This window comes from Butyrivibrio proteoclasticus B316, from assembly GCF_000145035.1.
GTDB lineage: Bacteria > Bacillota > Clostridia > Lachnospirales > Lachnospiraceae > Butyrivibrio > Butyrivibrio proteoclasticus.
This window is the reverse complement of the sequence record NC_014387.1, coordinates 2512165-2532642: the sequence shown is the minus strand read 5'-3', so window position 1 is coordinate 2532642 and position 20478 is coordinate 2512165. Positions and strand designations below refer to the sequence as shown.

Sequence of the window (20478 nt, the reverse complement as noted above, 5' to 3'; positions counted from 1 at the left end):
TATGGATCTTTCAAAAGAGGCATCTTTAGTATTTCAGAATGCCATAGCTTATGCCAATAAATACAAATATGAGTATGTGACTCCTGAGATGATCCTTCTCATGATCCTGGATGATGACGTGTTCGCAGAGGCTTTTGAGGAGTGTGGAGGAAATCTTACTATTCTGAGCAGTAACCTTCAGAAATATGTTTCTGAGTACGTGGATAAGATAGATAATAAGGAGATTTTATTGTCTACAGGTACTAATTTTGTCCTGAATTTCGCGGGCCAGAGTGCATATAGCAGTGGAAGTGATATGATTCATGTCCGCCACCTTGTTCACGCCATCTGGAATCTCGAGAACAGTTATGCTGTTTACTACATGGAACAGCAGGATATCACAGAGGCGGATGTACTCCAGCAGATGGCCATAATCGAGGATGAAAATGCGGCAGAAGCTATTTCTGAGGACATAGATGGCAGTATTAAGACCAAAGAGGATAAAGCTGGCCTTAGCCTTTATGCTCCGTGCCTTAACGATGTATTAACAGATGCTAATCCCCTTATTGGCAGGGAAAAAGAGCTGGAGAGAACTATTCAGATACTCTGTAGAAAAGATAAGAATAATCCGCTTCATATCGGCGAAACAGGCGTTGGTAAGACGGCTATAACCTACGGCCTTGTACAGCGCCTTAAAAGCGGCGATGTACCTGATGCTATAAAGGGCGCCAAAGTCTTTTCACTTGATCTTGGTGGAATGCTTGCTGGAACTCAGTACCGTGGTGATTTTGAAAAGAGATTTAAAAAGGTCTTAACAGAGATTGGCAAAGAGGAAAAGCCAATAATATACATAGATGAGATTCATAATCTGGCTGGCGCCGGGGCAGTAGGAGAAGGCTCTTTTGACGCTTCAAACATGCTTAAACCTTACCTTACAGACGGTCATATCAGATTTATTGGTGCAACAACCTTTGAAGAGTACAAGAAGTATTTTGAGAAGAATAAAGGCCTTGTAAGGCGTTTTCAGAACGTAGAGATAAAAGAACCTACCGAGGAAGAAACAGTTGAGATTTTAAACGGTTTAAAGGCCAAATACGAGAAGTATCACGGGGTTAAATATGCCAAGGGACTGATGGAATATGCAGCCCATATGAGCGCCAAATTTATTAACGAAAGATACCTTCCTGACAAAGCAATTGACCTTATCGATGAAGCTGGCTCCTATAGGAAACTCCATCCCCTTTCTCAGAAGACTCAGACAGTAGATAAAACAGTTATAAATGAGATTCTTACAGGCGTTTGCAGAGTTCCGATAGAGACAGTTGATACTGACGATGCAGCTGGACTTGAAACACTTGAAGAGCGCATTAAGACCAGAATATTTGGTCAGGACGAGGCTGTATCCCAGGTTGTAAATGCAGTTAAGTTCTCCAAGGCGGGACTTATCGAGGATGGTAAGCCTCTTGCAAGTCTATTGTTTGTAGGACCTACTGGTGTCGGCAAGACAGAGATAGCAAGAACTTTGGCAGATGAACTTGGAGTTAAACTCATTAGATTTGACATGAGTGAATATGGTGAAAAGCACGCTGTTGCCAAGCTGATTGGATCTCCAGCAGGATACGTCGGCTACGAAGAAGGTGGAATCCTTACAGAAGCCATCAGAAAGAACCCTTCATGTGTACTTCTTTTGGATGAGATAGAAAAAGCTCACGCTGACATTTATAACGTTCTTTTGCAGGTAATGGATTATGCAACTCTTACTGATAATCAGGGCAGAAAAGCAGATTTCAGAAACGTAGTAGTTATCATGACTTCTAACGCCGGCGCTAACAGACTTGGAAAGAGCGGAATAGGCTTTATCAGCGAGAGCATGGATGAGAGCGTACTCACAGAAGCTGTCAAGAATACTTTCCAGCCTGAATTCAGGAACAGACTTAACAAGATTGTTGTATTTAACAGCATGGACGATGACATGGCCTCTATGGTTGTTGAAAAGAAGCTAAAAGAGCTTTCTGAACAGCTACAGGCCAAGAAGATCACACTTTCAGCTGATAAAAAGGCCAAAACTCTTCTTAAGACCAAAGGTGTCAGCCAGGAGTTTGGGGCAAGAGAAATCGATCGTGTCATTAGAAATGATGTTAAGCCATTATTTGTTGATGAGATTTTATTTGGCAAGCTTAAAAATGGTGGAAAGATCAAGCTTACGACCAGAAATAAGGACTTTGTCATAGAAACCAGTAAGAAATAATACGAGATAAAAATATGCCAGTATTTGCACTTAATGAAAACGAAATATCTTTTCCACTTCCGCAGCTTGCTGAGGATGACGGACTTTTGGCTGTAGGAGGAGATTTATCCAGAGAAAGGCTTGTTCTGGCTTACTCCAACGGTATATTTCCCTGGTATAACGAAGGTCAGCCCATCATGTGGTGGTGTCCCAGGGAGCGCTATATCATACGACCAGGCAACGTTCATATATCACATTCCATGAAGAAATTCATGAGAAAGCATGATATTCGGGTTGAGGTTAACAGGGATTTTTCTGATACCATGCACAGATGCAGGATAAAGCGTGAGTTTGCGGAAGGCACCTGGATCACAACGGACATGGAGAATGCCTATGCAGACCTTGCGGCCAATAATCTGGCTCTGAGTGTTGATGCCTTTATCGATGGTGAACTTGCAGGCGGTTTATATGGCGTGAGCCTTGGAAGATGTTTTTTTGGTGAGAGCATGTTTTCAGATATGGAAAATGGCTCCAAGCTCGCATTAATAGGACTTTCGCAGATACTTGCAGAAAATGGATATGTCTTTATAGACTGCCAGTTTCATACAGATCATCTGGAAAGCATGGGCGGAGAGCGGATAACTTATCAGGAATATAAGGAATTACTGGATCAGGGGCTTTAAATAGTTTGCATTATGTATTATCATAATATTGAGAAAATATAGTCGATATATAATTATATAAATGATAATTATGATAAAGTGAAAGTGAGGTATTCTCTATGTATATAGCAATGCAGACAGCTGATAGTAATGGAACACTCAATACTGAGATCAGTACATTTTACGGTATCAGATATGACACAAGATATCGAGCAGCTATTCTTTCCACAGAGCATCTCAATCACGACTACGTAATTCCAATGGACCCTAATGATTATGAGGATGCGGTCAAACAGATACTTGCTGCAATGGCTTCCAATGCGCAGATGATCAATCTTGGCGAGAGCATAGTCAGCAGAGGCAGAAAGGGTGAAGCCAGACAGGTTAAACCTCAGAAGCTTACAATTAAAACTTGTTAAAAAGAAATCCGCTACAGATTATGTGGCGGATTTTTATGATTATGTGGTTTGAACCAATATTTCAGGTCATATCATCAATATCTGTGTTATCGTCAGCATCAAAGCCGATATTCTGCATGTTGACGGTTCTGCGGCGAAGTCTTGCAGATTCTGAAGCCTGGAAGAGGAAATCTTTGATCTCTCTGCCGTGCTTGATGTTCTTGAGAACTATAGTCTTGTCGGTTACATCTGAAGTGAACAGTGTTATAGTGCTAAGACCTGCCATTCTCTGAAGAAGAGTTCTGGTAATCTCGACGTCGCTGATCTTGTACATATAACAGTCGTCTTCTGTTACAGTAAAGAAACCTTTGATGATCGTAAGGATATTTTCTCTTATCTCGTATTTGGTAAAGGTCCATGGAAGGCCGAGAAATAATAGTCTTTTCCTCTCCTGGTAACATAACTCACCTTTGGCCTCTGTTGAATGAGCATACTGCTCAGGGTTTACTATCTTGGTCATATTCCCTCCTCAAAATATAGTATTTAGTTTTTGTGAATTATAATTAAATTTGCATAAACTATTAGTGACAGAATAGTGTCCTACATAATACTATAGCCCATAAAATGGGGAATTAAAAGGAGTGAATAGTCAAACAAGGCATTATTTGACGTAAATTGTCTACGTTATTAAAATATACATAAGCTAATTAGAACCCATATCTTGCCCTGGTGACTTAAGATTATTTCTTGAAACTACGATATATATTATAGAGGAAGGTACAAAGTATGGATGCAAACGGACTTAATGCTGAGCAGCAGGCATTGCTTGCCAGTATAATGGGTAAATCTTCACAGGCAGGTGGAGGCGGTGGTTTCTCTCCTTCACAGGTTCAGCCTGCAGCTTCAGGCGCACCGGCAGCAGCTCCCGCTGCATCAGATCCGGGCAAGATGCTGTCACAGGCTGAGATTGATGCGCTTATAGCTTCTATGGGCAATTGATGAGGTAACACAAATTGATTTCTACGGATCATTCTCTTTTTGGGAATGATCTTTTTTATTCAATTCGAGGATATTTCTCAGAAGTTCCTATATAGTATATAAAGAGGGTAAATAATTTGTGCGGAAGATATTTTTTTTCTGATAAAACTACACATGAAGTAGAAGACGACTTAGGTCTTGGGCATGGCCTTAAAAAAACCAGCGCCGGAGATATTACTCCTGGTATGGTTACTCCTGGGATCATTTGGAACAGAAATGCCAGCAAGGGGGTATCTATATCTGAGCTGTTTTGGGGGATCATGTCCAAAGACAGAAAGCTTATCATAAATGCCAGAGCTGAGTCTGTAATGGAGAAGGCCATGTTTTCAGACAGCATAAGTAAGAGAAGATGTATACTCCCTGCCACAGGCTTCTATGAATGGGATAAAGAAAAGACAAAATTCATATTTAAACGAGATGATGCTAAACCTATATATCTTGCCGGATTCTATGATCTTAGCGAGAACAGAGATTCTTTTGTGATATTGACTACTAAGGCTAATAAATCAATGGAGCCTGTCCATGACAGAATGCCGGTAATGATAGAGAAAAGCAATATTGCAGATTATATTAAAGATAGCCAGGCTGCTATGGAAATGATAAAAGAACCTATGCCTGAACTTTTAAGAAGCAGCGATTATGAGCAGCTGAGCTTGTTTATGTGAATAATGAGCTATTCTATGCTAGTGATTTTTATAGAGATAAGAGAACATGTGCAGTTCTTTTTTGGAGGAAGATATTGCTGATATGTTTTTTAAGAAAAAGAGTGAAACGAAAACATATGACAAGGAAAAACAGCGTCCTGTGATCAAGGCGAGCATATGCAATGGAGAGCAGGTCGCCGGCTTTCAGGATATCAGCACGGGAGCATTTGAGGAAGTGATGCTCATTAAGGATAATAATGATCTGGCAGAGTTTATGAATATGTATGGTATTACCTGGCATATAGAGAAGATATACTAAGTAAGACAAAAACAATGTTTTGTTATTATGGATCATTATCAAATAATACTAAGATATACTAAACCACAGCTTTGTTATTATGCTTAGTAAGTGATAATAAGCCCTGAAATTGAAAAAAATAAACACAACCAGAGATAATCTACAGCTTTGTTATTATTATTTTAGCAATTTTAAAGTCTAAAATGAATTTACCGTAATAACAAAGCCAGAATTATGAAGAAGTTGATATTATTCTATAATTAAGCATAATACCAACATAGATACCATGACAAGCTTGGTATTACATAAAAGCATACTCCCTTTTTACATTGGTGTTGCTCATGATAGAATAATTCAAATCAAAATTTGGTGATGGGGGTGGCAAAATGATCAGAGTTATGGAGAACACTGACTTAGCACAATGTGGCATGATTTATTCAAAAGCATTCCCTATGGAACATTGGGGAATAGATTGGACAGCAGAAAATGCAACAGAATATCTTCTGGATTTTTTTGAGCAGAAAAGATTTGTTGGGTATGTATATGAAGAAAATAGCGAAGTATTAGGATGTATATTTGCACTTTGTAAGATTTCCGGGAGCAAAGAAGAGATTTACATTAATGAGATGGCAGTACTTCCCGAACGACAAGGTCATGGAATAGGTAAACAGCTATTAAATGCGGTTAAAGATTATAGTAAGGAAAAAGGACTTGCGGGAATTGTTCTTTATACAAGCGAGTATGCGCCAGCGGCTAAGTTTTACGAAAAGAATGGATTTAAGTTATCAAATGGAACTATATGTATGTATTGCGAATAATTGAAAGGTAGTTTACAGAACCACTTTTAGCTTGCCATAGCGACAAATTCAAGTTGTACAACATATAGAAACACTTTTGTAAAAAGGGACAAAGCATATAATACCAACGCAGCACTGACAAATTTGAATATTTGTATTGACAACATGTAGTTAGCTACGTAATATATTTTATGTATCTAGCTACATGTTCTTTTTTGTTTACAGAATATGAGAGGTGATTATGACTTGCTATGACAAGGAAAGAGAGTTTGTAAGAGATAAGAGCCATGAACCCATAAGCTTCAAATTCAAGTTGATCCATGAGGCTTTTGCGAATATGATCAACAATCAGCTGAGGGAAGATGATATGACATTTTCTCAGATGATGGTCATGCTGATATTGTGGGAGAGGAGAGATCAGAGGGTTACACAGAAGGATATATCTGAGGCTCTTCATATCAAACATCCGACTACAATAGGGCTTCTTAAGAGACTTGAGGAAAAAGAGATGGTGAAGATTGTGGTAGACCCTGATAACAGGAAATATCGTAATATCGCCATTACTGATAAGGGCGAAGCCTTTATTGAAAAAAACAAAGAGCGAAGGCATAAAATGAACGCTGTTCTGACGGATGGGATGAGCGAAGAGAATGTCGAGAAACTCAGAACTCTTTTAGACCATGTGATTGATAACATGGCCCGTATGAATACAGGAGATGATAATTCCTGATAATTTGAGACACAAATATTTATTTTAGGAGCAGAGGTATATGATTAAGACATTATTTAAAGAATTAAAAGAATACAAGCTTCCGTCTGTGATCACTCCCTTATGCATGATCGGTGAGGTTGTGTGTGAAATGATCATTCCTATCATGATGGCCAGGATTGTCGATGAAGGCATTTATGGAGGCGATATGGGCGTTATTTTCAGAACAGGTGGAATAATGTTCATTATTGCTATTTTGGGCCTGATTTCAGGCATAGGAGGCGCATATTTTGGTGCTAATGCATCTGCAGGCTTTGCCAAAAATCTGAGGAAAGCAATGTTTGATAACATCCAGACATTTTCCTTTGCCAATATTGATAAATTCTCAACATCAGGTCTTGTAACAAGACTGACTACAGATGTTTCAAATATCCAGAATGCCTACATGATGATGCTGAGAATGGCTATGAGAGCGCCTGCTTCTCTTATCATTGCCATGATCGCGGCATTTACGATCAGCCCCAGAATTGCCAGGATTTATCTTATTGCGGTAATTTTCCTTTCGATCATTATGGTTCTGGTTATGGGCAGAACAACAAGATTTTTCAAACAGGTATTTGAGAAATATGACAGCCTCAATGAGAGCGTTCAGGAAAATGTTTCTGCTATCAGAGTTGTTAAGGCTTATGTCCGCGAAGAGCATGAGAACACCAAATTTCAGAAAGCTGCAGAGAACATCTATCGTCTGTTTGTAAGGGCAGAGATGAATATGGTTTATGTGAGTCCTCTTATGACAGCGACAGTTTATGTATGTATTCTTCTTGTCAGCTGGGTAGGTGCGCACATGGTAGTTGCAGGAGACATCTCAACAGGTAATCTGATGAGCCTTCTGACATATTGCATGTCTATTCTCATGAGCCTTATGTTCCTTGCTATGATCTTTGTCATGATGACAATGGCTTCAGCAAGCGGCAAGCGTATCGCAGAGGTAATTGAGGAAAAGAGCTCTATCACCAACAAGGCTGATCCGGTCATGAATGTAAGAGATGGCAGCATTTCTTTTGAACATGTAAGCTTTGCATATAATGAAGAATCCGAAGAACCTGTACTTAAGGACATAAATCTTGAGATAAATGCCGGCGAGACTATCGGTATTATCGGAGGAACAGGCTCGGCCAAGTCATCACTTGTTAACCTTATCAGCAGACTTTATGACGTTTCTAAGGGAACTGTCAGGGTTGGAGGAGTTGACGTTAGAGATTATGATCTTGAGACTCTTCGTGATCAGGTATCAGTAGTTCTGCAAAAAAATGTCCTGTTCTCAGGAACAATTATTGATAACCTTCGCTGGGGCGATAAGAATGCCACAGAGGAAGACTGCAAGCGCGTATGCAGAATGGCTTGTGCAGATGAGTTTATAGAGAAGATGCCGGATGGCTATAACACCGTTATAGAACAGGGCGGAGCAAATGTATCAGGTGGTCAGAGACAGAGACTGTGTATTGCAAGAGCCCTTCTCAAGAAACCCAAGATCCTCATCCTGGATGATTCAACAAGTGCGGTAGATACCAGCACAGATGCCAGGATCAGAAAGGCGTTTGCTGAAGAAATCCCAGGTACAACCAAGCTTATCATTGCCCAGAGGATCAGTTCAGTTCAGGATTGCGACCGTATCATTGTTATGGATGACGGTAAGATCAATGGTTTTGGAACTCACAAAGAGCTCCTTGAGAGTAACGATATTTACCGCGAAGTTTATGAGTCACAGACCGGCGCAAGCGGTGATGCGGATTTTGATAGTCCGGTAGCACAGTAAGGAGGCATATATGGCAGCAAAAGAGAAAAATGCTAAATTTAACAGACGTGGAAAGCCAATGCCCAAGGTTGAAAATCCGGGCAAATTGTTTAAGAGGATCATGGGATATGTTTTTAGATTCTATCCTCTTCAGATGATAACAATAGTTGTTTGTATTTTTGTAACAGTTTTTTCAAGTGTACAGGGAACTCTTTTTACGAGAACTCTTATTGACGGATATATTCAGCCAATGCTTGATAGTGGCAGCAATGATTACAGCGCACTTTTGGGAGCTATGGCAAGAGTAGCGGTATTCTATGGACTTGGTATTGGAGCTTCTTTCCTTCAGCAGGTAATAATGGTGTACGTCAATCAGGGTACACTTAGAAGACTCCGTGAGGAACTGTTTGAGCACATGGAAAGCCTTCCTATCAAATATTTTGATACTCATGCCCATGGCGATATCATGTCAGTTTACACCAATGATATTGATACTTTGAGACAGATGATCAGCCAGAGTATTCCTCAGCTCCTCAATTCAGCAATAACTATTGTGAGCGTATTTGTATCAATGCTGGTTCTGAGCATTCCGCTTACTATTGTTACTATATTTATGGTAGGAGTCATGCTGTTCTGTTCAGCCAAGGCAACAGCTTCTTCCGGTAAAAACTTCGTTGCCCAGCAGAAGAATATTGGTGCTCTTAACGGATTCATTGAAGAGATGATGACCGGACAGAAGGTTGTCAAAGTATTTAACCACGAGCAGGATAACATAGTTAAGTTTGACGAACTCAATGAGGAATTGTTCCAGAGTTCATTCAAGGCCAATGCTTATTCAGGCTCACTTGGACCGATCAACTCACAGCTCGGTAACACAAGTTATGTTCTGTGTGCCATGATAGGTGGTGCGATAGCACTTTCTGATAACATTGCTGTTGGCTTTACTGTTGGAGCACTTGCAAGTTTCCTTACATTTAACAAGAGCTTTTCAATGCCTATCAACCAGGTCAGCATGCAGTTCAACTCAATCATTATGGCTCTTGCAGGAGCTGAACGTATTTTCAAGATGATTGATGAGCAGCCTGAGACTGATGAAGGCTACGTAATGCTTGTTGATGCCAAGGAAGAGAACGGTCAGGTTGTTGAAGCTGACCATCACACTGGAAAGTGGGCCTGGAAGCATTATCATAAGGCTGACAACACTACAACTTATCAGCCTATGGAAGGTGACGTTACCTTTAATGGCGTAGATTTTGGATATACAGATGAAAAAATGGTCCTGCATGACATTGTACTTCATGCTCTGCCTGGTCAGAAGATTGCTTTTGTCGGCAGTACAGGTGCAGGTAAGACCACTATTACTAACCTGATCAACAGATTCTATGACATTCAGGATGGTAAGATCAGATATGACAATATCAATATCAATAAGATCAAGAAGGCAGACCTTAGACGTTCTCTTGGTATAGTTCTGCAGGATACACATCTTTTCACAGGAACTGTTATGGAGAACATCAGATATGGTAAGCTTGATGCCACAGATGATGAAGTAATTGCAGCAGCCAAGCTCGCAAATGCTCACAGCTTTATAAAAAGACTTCCTGAAGGCTACAACACTATGCTGACAGGAGACGGAGCCAACCTTTCACAGGGACAGAGACAGCTCCTTGCCATTGCAAGAGCAGCTATCGCGGATCCGCCTGTACTTATCCTTGATGAAGCTACATCTTCAATTGATACCAGAACAGAGAAGATTGTCCAGGATGGTATGGACAAGCTGATGAAGGGCAGAACTACTTTCGTGATCGCCCACAGACTTTCAACTGTCCGCAATAGCGATTGCATAATAGTTCTTGAACAGGGAAGAATTGTTGAGCAGGGAACTCATGATGAACTTATCGCCAAGAAACAGAGATACTATCATCTCTACACCGGCATGAAGGAAGAGAGCGTTACTGCGTAAATATAGCGGATCTCATGAGATTTTGTTCTCATGAGATCCGTTTTTCGTGATATAGGAAATTTCTCCGAAACTCCTATATCACAAAAAAACGCTCCGCTGTGGATGCGCACTCGCGCGATATGAATATGTTGCATAAATGCAACCGCGCTCGGCGCGAGAATGTCGCTCGCGACATTCTTTTTTATGATCATCTATAAGTGGTTTGCAGACTTCAATATGATTGTGTATCATGTTGATATAAAGAACATTTAAATGTTTCATAGGAGGAAACGTAGTATGAAAAAACTTTCAGTAAAAACAATTGTTGCTATCGGTATCGGTGCAGCTCTTTTCTTTGTACTTGGCAGATTTGTGGCTATTCCAAGTCCTGTACCTAACACAAATATCTCAATCCAGTATGGACTTCTCGCATTTATCGCTGCAGTATTTGGTCCTATAGCCGGAGCACTTGCAGGACTTATCGGACACTTCTTTATCGACTTTAGCTATGGCTGGGGCGTATGGTGGAGCTGGGTTATCGCTTCTGCAGTATTTGGCTGCCTTATGGGTATAGTAACTCTCAAGCTCAAGATTGATGAGGGCGAATTCGGTGTAAAGGGAATTATTACATTTAATATTGGACAAGCAATCGCACATGTGGTAGCATGGGTTGTCGTTGCACCTGTTCTTGATATCCTTATGTTCCAGGAGCCTGCTAATAAGGTATTTCTTCAGGGCGTTACCGGTGCGATCATCAACATTATTACAACAGCTATCGTTGGAACTTTAGTATGCCTTGCATACTCCAAAGCTATTCCCAAGAAGGGAAGCCTTAAAGAAGAGAACTAAGGATTGCAAATTCTACCTAGGCAATATAGTTGAGAAATATACAATCAACTACACTGGAAGTAACGGTAGGTAGTAAGATTAGAATTTCAGGAATAATATGAACGAAGTAATTATTGAATTTAATGATCTTGGATTTCAGTATAGAGCGCAGGCAAAACCTACGCTCTATAATATTAATTTGAAAATCAGAAAGGGCGAGAAGATACTTATCGCCGGTCCTTCCGGCTGTGGCAAATCAACTATGGCCAGTTTGATCAATGGCCTTATACCGTTTTCATATAAAGGTGAAATCTCAGGATCTCTTTTAATTAAGGGAAAAGAGTCAAGAGAGATGTCCATGTTTGATATCTCACATATCGTAGGAACGGTTCTGCAGGACAGTGATGCTCAGTTTGTTGGTATGACTGTTGCTGAAGATCTCGCTTTTGCGCTTGAAAATGACTGTATTCCTCAAGGAGAAATGAAGGACAGGGTAGAAGAGGTTGCAGAGATATTAAAGCTCAAGTCCGTTCTGAGGCATGCTCCTTCTGAACTTTCCGGCGGACAGAAGCAGAGAGTATCGGTTGGCGGAGTAATGGCCAGCGATGTTGATCTGTTTTTGTTTGATGAGCCACTTGCAAATCTTGATCCCAAGACCGGTAAGCAGGCGATAGAGCTTATAGACAAGCTTCAGAAGAGGACAGGGGCAGCCGTTGTCATAATTGAGCACAGACTTGAAGATGTTCTTCACAGGCCTGTTGATCGAATAGTCCTCATGAATGAGGGAAGGATAGTTTCAGATACGACACCTGATGAACTTCTTGCTTCCGAGAATCTTGCAAGTTGCGGCGTCAGAGAGCCTTTGTATCTGACAGCTCTTAAGTATTCCGGAGTAGATATTAAGGCAGAAATGAACCCTTCTTCTCTTGATGATCTTACTTTGTCAGAAGGAGATGTGGCAAAGGTAAGAAGCTTTTTTGACAAAAACAGTAAGGAAAAAGAAAATTCTGAGAGCCAAGAGCTTTTGACAGTCAGGGATTTGTCTTTTACCTACGAAAAGACAAATAAAAAGACATTACATGATATCTCAGCCTCAATCAAAAAAGGCGAAATGCTGGCGATAGTTGGAACAAATGGCGCCGGTAAATCGACATTTTCCAAGGTTGTCTGCGGAATGGAAAAAGAGGACTCCGGAGAAATTGTTTTTGATGGCTTAGATTTTAGAACTCTTTCTATCAAGGAAAGGGCTGAACACGCGGGTTATGTGATGCAGAACCCTAATCAGATGATCTCTAAGGTTATGATCTTTGATGAGGTTGCAATGGGCCTTAGATTGCGAGGAGTTCCTGAGGATGAGGTCAGGAGTAGAGTTGAAAAGGCTCTTGAAATCTGTGGCCTTTACAAAATGCGTAACTGGCCGATATCTGCACTTAGTTATGGTCAGAAAAAGAGAGTAACAATATGTTCAATCCTGGTCCTTGAGCCGGAGCTTATGATACTTGATGAGCCGACAGCCGGGCAGGATTACAGGAATTATACAAGGATCATGGAGTTCTTGAAGAGCTTAAATGATCGCGGGATCACTATCGTGATGATCACTCACGACATGCATTTGATGCTGGAGTATGCAGACAGGAGCATAGTGTTTAACGATGGCAGGATTATCGCTGATAAGAGCTGCGCTGAGGTCCTGACAGACAGAAATATTGTAGACAAGGCCAGCCTTAAGGAAACAAGCTTGTACCACCTTGCCCAAATGTGTGATATAGAAGATGGTACAGGATTTGTCCAGAGTTTTATTGATTACGAGAGGGAACACGTCAGAAAATGAATAATCTCTTTAATTATATAGAAAAACAATCACCAATACATGGCCTTACAGGAGCTACCAAGCTTGTGTGCCTTCTTTTGTGGAGCCTTGCAGCCATGACAACCTATGACACAAGGCTTTTACTGGTTCTTGCAGTTTTGGGAATAGCTCTTTTCCCTATTGGCAAAATCGGAGTAAGGGATGTGTCATTTATGTTGTGGTTTACTCTGGTTTTCCTGGTTCTCAATACTGTGCTGGTGTATGCGTTCTCCCCTCAGCATGGAACAGAGGTCTATGGAACAACCACTTATCTGTTCGGGCTTTCAGGACACTTTGCGCCTACCGCAGAGCAGCTCTTTTTCCAGCTGAACTATATACTTAAATACTTTGCGACAATCCCATTTGTACTGCTCTTTGTATGTACTACCAATCCGAGCGAATTTGCCGCTTCACTTAATAAGATAGGAGTCAGCTATTCTGTATCTTACTCAGTAGCACTGGCTCTTAGATATATTCCTGATATTCAGAAGCAGTACCACGAGATCAGTCAGGCATCACAGGCCAGAGGAGTCGAACTTACTAAAAAAGCATCTCTTGTAAACAGACTTAAATCTGCATCTGCCATACTGGTACCGCTTATTCTCAGCAGTATGGACAGGATTGAGATAATATCTAATGCTATGGAGCTTAGATGCTTTGGCAAGAATAAAAAGAGAACCTGGTATATGGCGCAGAAGTTTAAAGCTTTGGACTATGTGAGTATGATCGTGTGTGCTCTTTTGTTTGTTGCTTCGTTAACACTTACTCATTTGAACGGAAGCAGGTTTTATAATCCCTTTAAATGATTGAAAAGGCTATGAATTACTGTCTGAAAAGCGAGAAACATATCTTGTAATGGTGTACAATAGATATGCTGACAGTGAAAATGTCAGACAACTATTAATTGCAGGGGTATGCAAAAAAGTTTACAGGAGGGTAATTCAAATGGCAGATCGTATCGTACTAAACACCGTGTCTTACCATGGATCCGGAGCAATCAAAGAAATCGTTGGTATTGCACAGAACAAGGGATTTAAGCATGTTTTCGTAGCTTCTGATCCTGACCTTATCAAGTTTGGGGTAACTGCTAAGGTTACAGATCTTTTGGATGAAGCGGGAATTCCTTACACAGTTTATTCTAACATCAAGCCAAATCCTACAATTGAGAATGTTCAGAGTGGTGTTAAGGCATTCAAGGAATGTGGCGCTGATTCTATCATTACAATCGGTGGCGGCTCATCAATGGACACAGCCAAGGCTATCGGTATTATCATCACAAACCCAGAGTTTGAGGATGTCAGATCTCTCGAAGGTGTTGCACCTACCAAGAATCATGCTGTTCCTACAATCGCAGTTCCTACAACTGCCGGTACAGCTGCTGAGGTTACGATCAACTACGTTATTACTGACGTTGAGAAAAAGCGTAAATTTGTTTGCGTAGATACTAATGATATTCCTGAAGTTGCTATCGTAGATCCTGATATGATGAGCTCAATGCCTAAGGGACTTACAGCTTCTACAGGTATGGACGCCCTTACACATGCTATCGAAGGATATACAACAAGAGGAGCATGGGAACTTACAGATATGTTCCACTTAGAGGCAATCAAGCTTATCGGAGCTAATCTCCGTGATGCTGTTGAGAACAAGCCTGAGGGCAGAAAAGGCATGGCTATGGCTCAGTACATTGCCGGCATGGGCTTCTCAAACGTAGGTCTTGGAATTGACCACGCTATGGCTCACACACTTTCTGCTTACTATGACACACCTCATGGCGTAGCATGTGCTATGTTCCTTCCAATCTCCATGGAATTCAATCGTGATTTTACAGGAGAGAAGTACAGAGAGATTGCAAGAGTTCTTGGAGTTAAGGGCGTTGATGAGATGTCTCAGGAAGAGTACCGCGATGCAGCAATAAATGCTGTTAAGCAGCTTTCCAAGGATGTAGGAATTCCTGAGAAGAACGAGAAGATCAAAGAGGAAGACCTTGATCAGCTTGCAACAGATGCTCTTGCAGATGCATGCTATCCCGGAAATCCAAGAGAAGCAACCAAAGAACAGGTTATCGAAATGTTCAGAATGCTTATGTGAAAGACATTTCCTTTATCATCAATAAAGACTACTAACACTACTATCCGCGGATAATCTCCGCGCCACGATCCGCCCGCAGGTTCTTTCGCTCACGCAAGAGGCATTTTTTTGCCACTCCTGCCGGGATTTCATGGCCTTAAAAATTCAGCCGTCTATTCTATGGCTCAAAGTACTCACATCCTCGGCCCGGTTTTAAGCAGATGTTGTTGCATGCGAGTCTGAGATGGCAAATGCGATTTTCTAATGTTTCCATAGCATTTTTTCACGATGCATGCGAAGCTCTGTTTGAAGCAGGACGGAAATTATGTTTATATTCTGAAAATGACATAGCTCGCTTTGCGAGCGTATTAAAAAGAGAAGAAATTGTTCTTCCAAGCTAGCTTGAAGAAGACAATTTCTTCTCTTTTTTAGATGCTACGCATCATATGTCATTTTCAATTAGCAGCTCTGTAGTCCGTCCTGCTAGTTTAGCTGAGCATGCATCAATAAAAGAAAAAATGCGGAAACATCTAAGAAAATCTGCATTTGTCAGTGACGAGCAGGCAATAACACTGCGCGGGTAAAAGGGCCGTCGGATGCTCAGACAGTTGAGCCATAGGCAAGAATATCCGGCTGAATTTGTGAGGCTCATGAAATAACCCGGCACTCACAAAGGCGCAAAAATGCCTCTTTGCGAATCGCTAACGTCCCTGCGGGCGGATTGCGGGGGGGTGACTGCGCTGTGAGTAGTAACCGTAATAGATATATTGACATATAATTGACGCATTGCTATATTTAGGGTGCACTGTATTCGAAATAGTTCGAAACGGTAGCTTTTTTATTCAAAAGGAGAATTGAATATGGACAACATGACAATGCTGGGCCGCAAGACTAAAGAGGAGTCAGCCGGACTTAGCAGCAAAACACGTTACATGGTGGAGACTGCCCTCATGATCGCAATCGTACTGATCATGGGCAATACAGTACTTGGTACTATCCCTACACCATTTCTTAAGGTTTCTATTGTAACCGTTCCGGTTGCTCTTGCAGCAATGCTGATCGGACCAACAGCCGGAGTTATCTGCGGCATCGTATTTGGCTTTAACAGCTTTGTAGGTGCACTTACCGGTGCAAGCGGAATGCTTTCAACACTTTTCACTATTAGTCCCACAGGAGTATTTTTTACAGCAGTAGTAGCAAGATTTCTTGATGCTGCTTTAGTTAGCTTTTTATTCAGAGTCCTTCACAGAGGTAAGCTCAAACAGGCTTCTTATTATATCTGCGGTGCTCTTATGCCACTTTTTAACACGGTATTTTTCATGAGCAGCCTTTGCCTGTTCTTCTATAACACTGACTATGTTCAGGGCCTTGTAAGTAAGTACAATGCAACAAATCCATTTGCATTTGTGATCGCAATGGTCGGCGTTCAGGCCACAGTCGAGGCTGTTATCGGATGCCTTCTTGCCGGAACACTTGGAGTAGTTCTTTCTAAAGTCCTTAAAAGAGGCTGATAAGTATAATTAAGATGGGTAAGATAATAGCAGTAGATATTGGAAATTCGAATATCGTTGTAGGCATTTGGAATGGTCCGTCACTTGAATTTACCGGAAGACTTCAGACCAGAAGAGATTATACAGAAAAAGAGCTAAGAGAAGACTTAGCTGAACTTATAAATGAAGATGTCTGTGATAAAGGAAAAGCTTACGAGGGGGCGATTCTATCTTCTGTAGTTCCCGAAATTACTGATGTGACCATGAATGTTCTTGAGAATATAATAGGAAAGAGGCCTCTTTTAATGGGGCCTTTTCTTTGTACCGGGATAGATCTGTCGGAATATGCAGAAGGCGCTATAGGAATGGACAGGATAGTAGATGTGTCCGCTGCTGTGGCTTTGTACGGCGCACCTGTTATGGTTTGTGACCTTGGAACCTGCACAACAATTACTGTCGCCGTGAAAAGTAGCAGTAATGATAAGCTAAAAGAAAACGGTAAGATCATAGGCGGTATGATATGTGCCGGAATACAGCTATCCCTTGATGCCCAGGCTGAGCGTGCATCCCAGCTTCCTGAGTTACAGGCAGGAGAAGCCATATCTCTTTTGGGAAAAGATACAGCTTCTAATATGATGTCAGGAGCGGTTGCCGGGAGCGGTCTCATGATATCAGAACTTGCAGACAGACTTATGGATGGATACCATGATTTTTCTATGGGAAAAGAACTATGCCAAAGCTGTCAGGCTTCCGGGCCATCAGAAGATATGTCCGAGCTCAAGGTTGTAATAACAGGTGGCAATGCCAGATTCGTGATTCCCTGGATCAAGTGTAAAGCAAACGCCTATTATGAACAGAACCTTCTATTAAGAGGACTCTGCGAGATATATAAGATGAATACTGATCGAAGTTAAGATAGAAATAGCTGGTGATAAATATCAGAGTAAAAGGAGTAACACAAAATGCTGGAAGGTAAGAATATATTACTTGGGGTAACAGGAGGAATTGCTGCTTATAAATCAGCAGACCTTGCATCCAAACTAATTAAGCAACATGCCAATGTGGATGTTATCATGACTGAGAATGCAACTAAGTTCATAACACCACTTACCTTTGAAGCCCTTACCCACAACAGGTGTGTCACAGATACTTTTGACAGAAACCACCCCTGGGAAGTGGAACATATAGCCCTTGCTGATAAGGCGGATGCTCTGGTGATAGCGCCTGCTACAGCTAACTGCATTGCCAAACTGGCCTTTGGAATCGCAGATGATATGCTGACAACTACAGCACTTGCCTGTACCTGCCCCAAGATCATAGCGCCTGCAATGAATACCAAGATGTATGAAAACCCTGTGACCCAGCGTAATCTGAATATGCTAAGGGAACTTGGTTATACTATTGTTACTCCGGGAGATGGCTATCTTGCCTGCGGAGCAGTAGGAAAGGGCAGAATGGAAGAGCCTGCAAATATAGTAGAAGCTATAATCCATGAAATTGCCTGTCCCAAAGATATGAAGGGGCTAAAAGTTATGGTAACTGCAGGTCCTACAAGAGAAGCAATTGACCCTGTCAGGTACATCACTAATCATTCGACCGGCAAGATGGGAGTAGCTCTGGCTCGTGCTGCAGCCCTAAGAGGAGCTATGGTTACGCTGGTAGCAGGCCCTATAGATATTGAGGTTCCACAGTATATTAATACAGTCAGGGTTAACTCAGCCAAGGAAATGTTTGAGGCTGTTAAAGACTCCTCTGATGAGCAGGACATTATCATCAAAGCTGCCGCAGTTGCTGACTACACACCTGAAACTGTTGCCGATGATAAGATCAAAAAATCAGATAATGACAGTGATTTGTCTATTAAACTTAAGAGAACTACGGATATCCTTGCTTTTCTGGGTGAGCATAAAAAAGATGGTCAGGTACTGTGTGGATTTTCTATGGAAACAAGAGATATGCTGGAAAACTCCAGAAAGAAGCTTTCTAAAAAGAACCTTGATATGGTCTGTGCAAACAATGTAAAAGTAGAAGGTGCGGGCTTTGGTGTAGACACAAATGTTATAACCCTTATTACCAAAGAGGGCGAGAGGCAGCTTGAACTTATGAGCAAATTCCAGGCAGCCCAGCAGATACTGACAGGTCTTCTTGATATTAAGAATAATAAGTAGGAGATAATACCGGTGTGAGCTTAAGACTATTTATATGAAGAGGAAATAATTCAAAATTTAAGAGAATGGATATAATTTTTTTAATCCTGACCTCCGATATAACAAATGGTTGAAAGAAAAAGTATTTTATCGGAGGATCTGTAAATGGATTTTGGATTCCTTGCATCGGCAAATAGTATCACAAATAAATATCTCAATCAGTTATCATCAGAAAAAGCTCTTTCTCAAGTCCAGTCACTTGATGATGAAACCAAAAAGAAATTCGGAAAAGAGTTTGAGGAAGCCTATGATTCCATGATGGCTACAAGAGCTCTCAATGAGAATATGCGCAGCAGTTATGAATTTACTCACCAGGATTCACTTAAGGATCATGCAACAAGGCTTGGCTATTCAATTGATAACCGCGTTATAGATATGCTCCACATTCAGCTGTCAGATGAAATGAATCAGAAAGTAAGTTCAGCAATGAACAGTGCTATTAATGAGATAGGAAGTTCTGTCTGAAATCCTTATATGAGACTACAGAAATAAATGAATGATCATAAATCCAAGAATGTCGCTCGCGACATTCTTTTTTTGTGAAATATCTAACTGACCATATAAAAGAATGTCGATTTGGTATTTTTGATATTATCAGTTTGGTGCTATATTATGCTAAGTTTATTAAATGAAATCTAAATCTATTATAGACAACAGGAGGAGATCATGAAAAACGACAGCATCAGAAAACTTACTTACGCAGGACTTATGGCAGCTCTTTGCTATGTTGGATATGCAGTTTTTCCGGCTATTAACGCATCAGGAACCAAAATTCATTTGGGAAATGCATTTGTAGTTCTTGCGGCACTTCTTTTAGGAGGTGGCTACGGCGGTCTTGCAGGCGCAATTGGACTTTCAATAGCTGATATAACCCTGGGCTATACAGCATCTGCACCCAGAACATTTATTACCAAGCTTGTGATTGGCCTTATAGTAGGACTTGTTGCTCATAAGGTTGCCAGAATCTCAGAAGATCACAAAAAGACATATATATTAAAGTGGTCTGCGATAGCAGCAGTAGCAGGACTTGCATTTAACTGTGTTTTTGAACCGGCCCTCAAATATTTCTGGTTTACAATCCTTACACCAAATGCAGAAAAGGCAGCTTCAGCTATAAGCGCACTTCTTGCAGTAACAACCTATACAACAGTTATTAACGCAGTTATAAACTCAGTCCTTGCAGTAGTAATCTACAATGCACTTCGTCCAGCCCTCAATAAGGCTAACCTCTTCCCAGAGCTTTCAAAGAAGAGTGCCTAACCTGTTACTATTCGCATAGCAGCCCGCCCCGAGCCGTACTCATGGACGCAAGCGATTCGCAAAGAGGTATTTCTGAGCCTTTGTGAGTGCCGGGGTATTTCATGAGCCTCACAAATTCAGCCGGATATTCTTGCTCATGGCTCAACATGTCTGAGCATCCGACGGCCCTTTATTCGCGCAGTGTTATTGCCTGCTCGTCACTGACAAATGCAGATTTTCTCAGATGTTTCCGCATTTTTTCTTTTATTGATGCATGCTCAGCTAAACTTGCAGGACGGAACATGA

20 protein-coding genes are annotated in these 20478 nt (G+C 41.2%); 19 read left to right on the top strand and 1 reads right to left on the bottom strand.

Annotated features, from left to right (window positions below; genetic code table 11):
* Position 1: 1 nt before the first annotated feature.
* The 3 genes from BPR_RS10535 (at position 2) to BPR_RS10525 (ending at position 3287) form a co-directional block, all read left to right on the top strand.
* Positions 2–2227, top strand: coding sequence for an AAA family ATPase (locus BPR_RS10535; protein ID WP_013281467.1), 2226 nt, complete (start codon positions 2–4; stop codon positions 2225–2227).
* Positions 2228–2241: 14 nt separating this feature from the next.
* Complete coding sequence (gene aat, locus BPR_RS10530; protein ID WP_013281466.1) at positions 2242–2889, top strand: leucyl/phenylalanyl-tRNA--protein transferase; 648 nt, start codon at positions 2242–2244, stop codon at positions 2887–2889.
* Positions 2890–2987: 98 nt separating this feature from the next.
* Positions 2988–3287 carry a hypothetical protein gene (locus BPR_RS10525; protein WP_013281465.1) on the top strand — a complete coding sequence of 100 codons (300 nt, stop codon included), beginning with the start codon at positions 2988–2990 and terminating at the stop codon, positions 3285–3287.
* Positions 3288–3348: 61 nt separating this feature from the next.
* Here BPR_RS10525 and BPR_RS10520 read toward each other — a convergent pair whose 3' ends face one another.
* Positions 3349–3786, bottom strand: a complete 438-nt coding sequence (locus tag BPR_RS10520; protein ID WP_013281464.1) for a PH domain-containing protein — start codon at positions 3784–3786, stop codon at positions 3349–3351.
* Between the two features lie 266 nt (positions 3787–4052).
* Here BPR_RS10520 and BPR_RS10515 point away from each other — a divergent pair, with 266 nt between their 5' ends.
* The 16 genes from BPR_RS10515 (at position 4053) to BPR_RS10440 (ending at position 20193) form a co-directional block, all read left to right on the top strand.
* Complete coding sequence (locus BPR_RS10515; RefSeq protein ID WP_013281463.1) at positions 4053–4265, top strand: hypothetical protein; 213 nt, start codon at positions 4053–4055, stop codon at positions 4263–4265.
* A gap of 116 nt (positions 4266–4381) precedes the next feature.
* The gene (locus tag BPR_RS10510; protein ID WP_013281462.1) at positions 4382–4969 is read left to right on the top strand and encodes an SOS response-associated peptidase; all 588 of its coding nucleotides are present in this window, start codon (positions 4382–4384) and stop codon (positions 4967–4969) included.
* Positions 4970–5051: 82 nt separating this feature from the next.
* Positions 5052–5267 (top strand): hypothetical protein, encoded by a 216-nt coding sequence (locus BPR_RS10505; protein WP_013281461.1) that lies wholly within the window; start codon positions 5052–5054, stop codon positions 5265–5267.
* A 365-nt stretch (positions 5268–5632) separates the two neighbouring features.
* On the top strand, positions 5633–6064 hold the full coding sequence (locus BPR_RS19845) for a GNAT family N-acetyltransferase (protein WP_013281460.1): 432 nt from the start codon (positions 5633–5635) through the stop codon (positions 6062–6064).
* A 220-nt stretch (positions 6065–6284) separates the two neighbouring features.
* A complete protein-coding gene (locus tag BPR_RS10495; RefSeq protein ID WP_013281459.1) occupies positions 6285–6773 on the top strand; it encodes a MarR family winged helix-turn-helix transcriptional regulator in 489 nt (162 codons plus the stop codon).
* 40 nt (positions 6774–6813) lie between these two features.
* Positions 6814–8568, top strand: a complete 1755-nt coding sequence (locus BPR_RS10490) for an ABC transporter ATP-binding protein (protein ID WP_013281458.1) — start codon at positions 6814–6816, stop codon at positions 8566–8568.
* Between the two features lie 10 nt (positions 8569–8578).
* Positions 8579–10510, top strand: a complete 1932-nt coding sequence (locus tag BPR_RS10485) for an ABC transporter ATP-binding protein (protein ID WP_013281457.1) — start codon at positions 8579–8581, stop codon at positions 10508–10510.
* Positions 10511–10786: 276 nt separating this feature from the next.
* Positions 10787–11338 carry an ECF-type riboflavin transporter substrate-binding protein gene (locus BPR_RS10480; RefSeq protein WP_013281456.1) on the top strand — a complete coding sequence of 184 codons (552 nt, stop codon included), beginning with the start codon at positions 10787–10789 and terminating at the stop codon, positions 11336–11338.
* A gap of 97 nt (positions 11339–11435) precedes the next feature.
* Positions 11436–13148, top strand: coding sequence for an ABC transporter ATP-binding protein (locus BPR_RS10475; protein ID WP_013281455.1), 1713 nt, complete (start codon positions 11436–11438; stop codon positions 13146–13148).
* On the top strand, positions 13145–13972 hold the full coding sequence (locus BPR_RS10470) for an energy-coupling factor transporter transmembrane component T family protein (protein ID WP_013281454.1): 828 nt from the start codon (positions 13145–13147) through the stop codon (positions 13970–13972). The genes BPR_RS10475 and BPR_RS10470 overlap by 4 nt, the downstream gene beginning before the upstream one ends.
* 139 nt (positions 13973–14111) lie before the next feature.
* A complete protein-coding gene (gene fucO / locus BPR_RS10465; RefSeq protein WP_013281453.1) occupies positions 14112–15257 on the top strand; it encodes a lactaldehyde reductase in 1146 nt (381 codons plus the stop codon).
* An 839-nt stretch (positions 15258–16096) separates the two neighbouring features.
* Complete coding sequence (locus tag BPR_RS10460; protein WP_013281452.1) at positions 16097–16747, top strand: ECF transporter S component; 651 nt, start codon at positions 16097–16099, stop codon at positions 16745–16747.
* A gap of 14 nt (positions 16748–16761) precedes the next feature.
* The gene (locus BPR_RS10455; protein ID WP_013281451.1) at positions 16762–17640 is read left to right on the top strand and encodes a type III pantothenate kinase; all 879 of its coding nucleotides are present in this window, start codon (positions 16762–16764) and stop codon (positions 17638–17640) included.
* A gap of 48 nt (positions 17641–17688) precedes the next feature.
* Complete coding sequence (coaBC, locus tag BPR_RS10450) at positions 17689–18894, top strand: bifunctional phosphopantothenoylcysteine decarboxylase/phosphopantothenate--cysteine ligase CoaBC (protein ID WP_013281450.1); 1206 nt, start codon at positions 17689–17691, stop codon at positions 18892–18894.
* A gap of 144 nt (positions 18895–19038) precedes the next feature.
* The gene (locus BPR_RS10445) at positions 19039–19398 is read left to right on the top strand and encodes a hypothetical protein (protein ID WP_013281449.1); all 360 of its coding nucleotides are present in this window, start codon (positions 19039–19041) and stop codon (positions 19396–19398) included.
* A 201-nt stretch (positions 19399–19599) separates the two neighbouring features.
* Positions 19600–20193 carry an ECF transporter S component gene (locus BPR_RS10440; RefSeq protein WP_013281448.1) on the top strand — a complete coding sequence of 198 codons (594 nt, stop codon included), beginning with the start codon at positions 19600–19602 and terminating at the stop codon, positions 20191–20193.
* Positions 20194–20478: the final 285 nt, after the last annotated feature.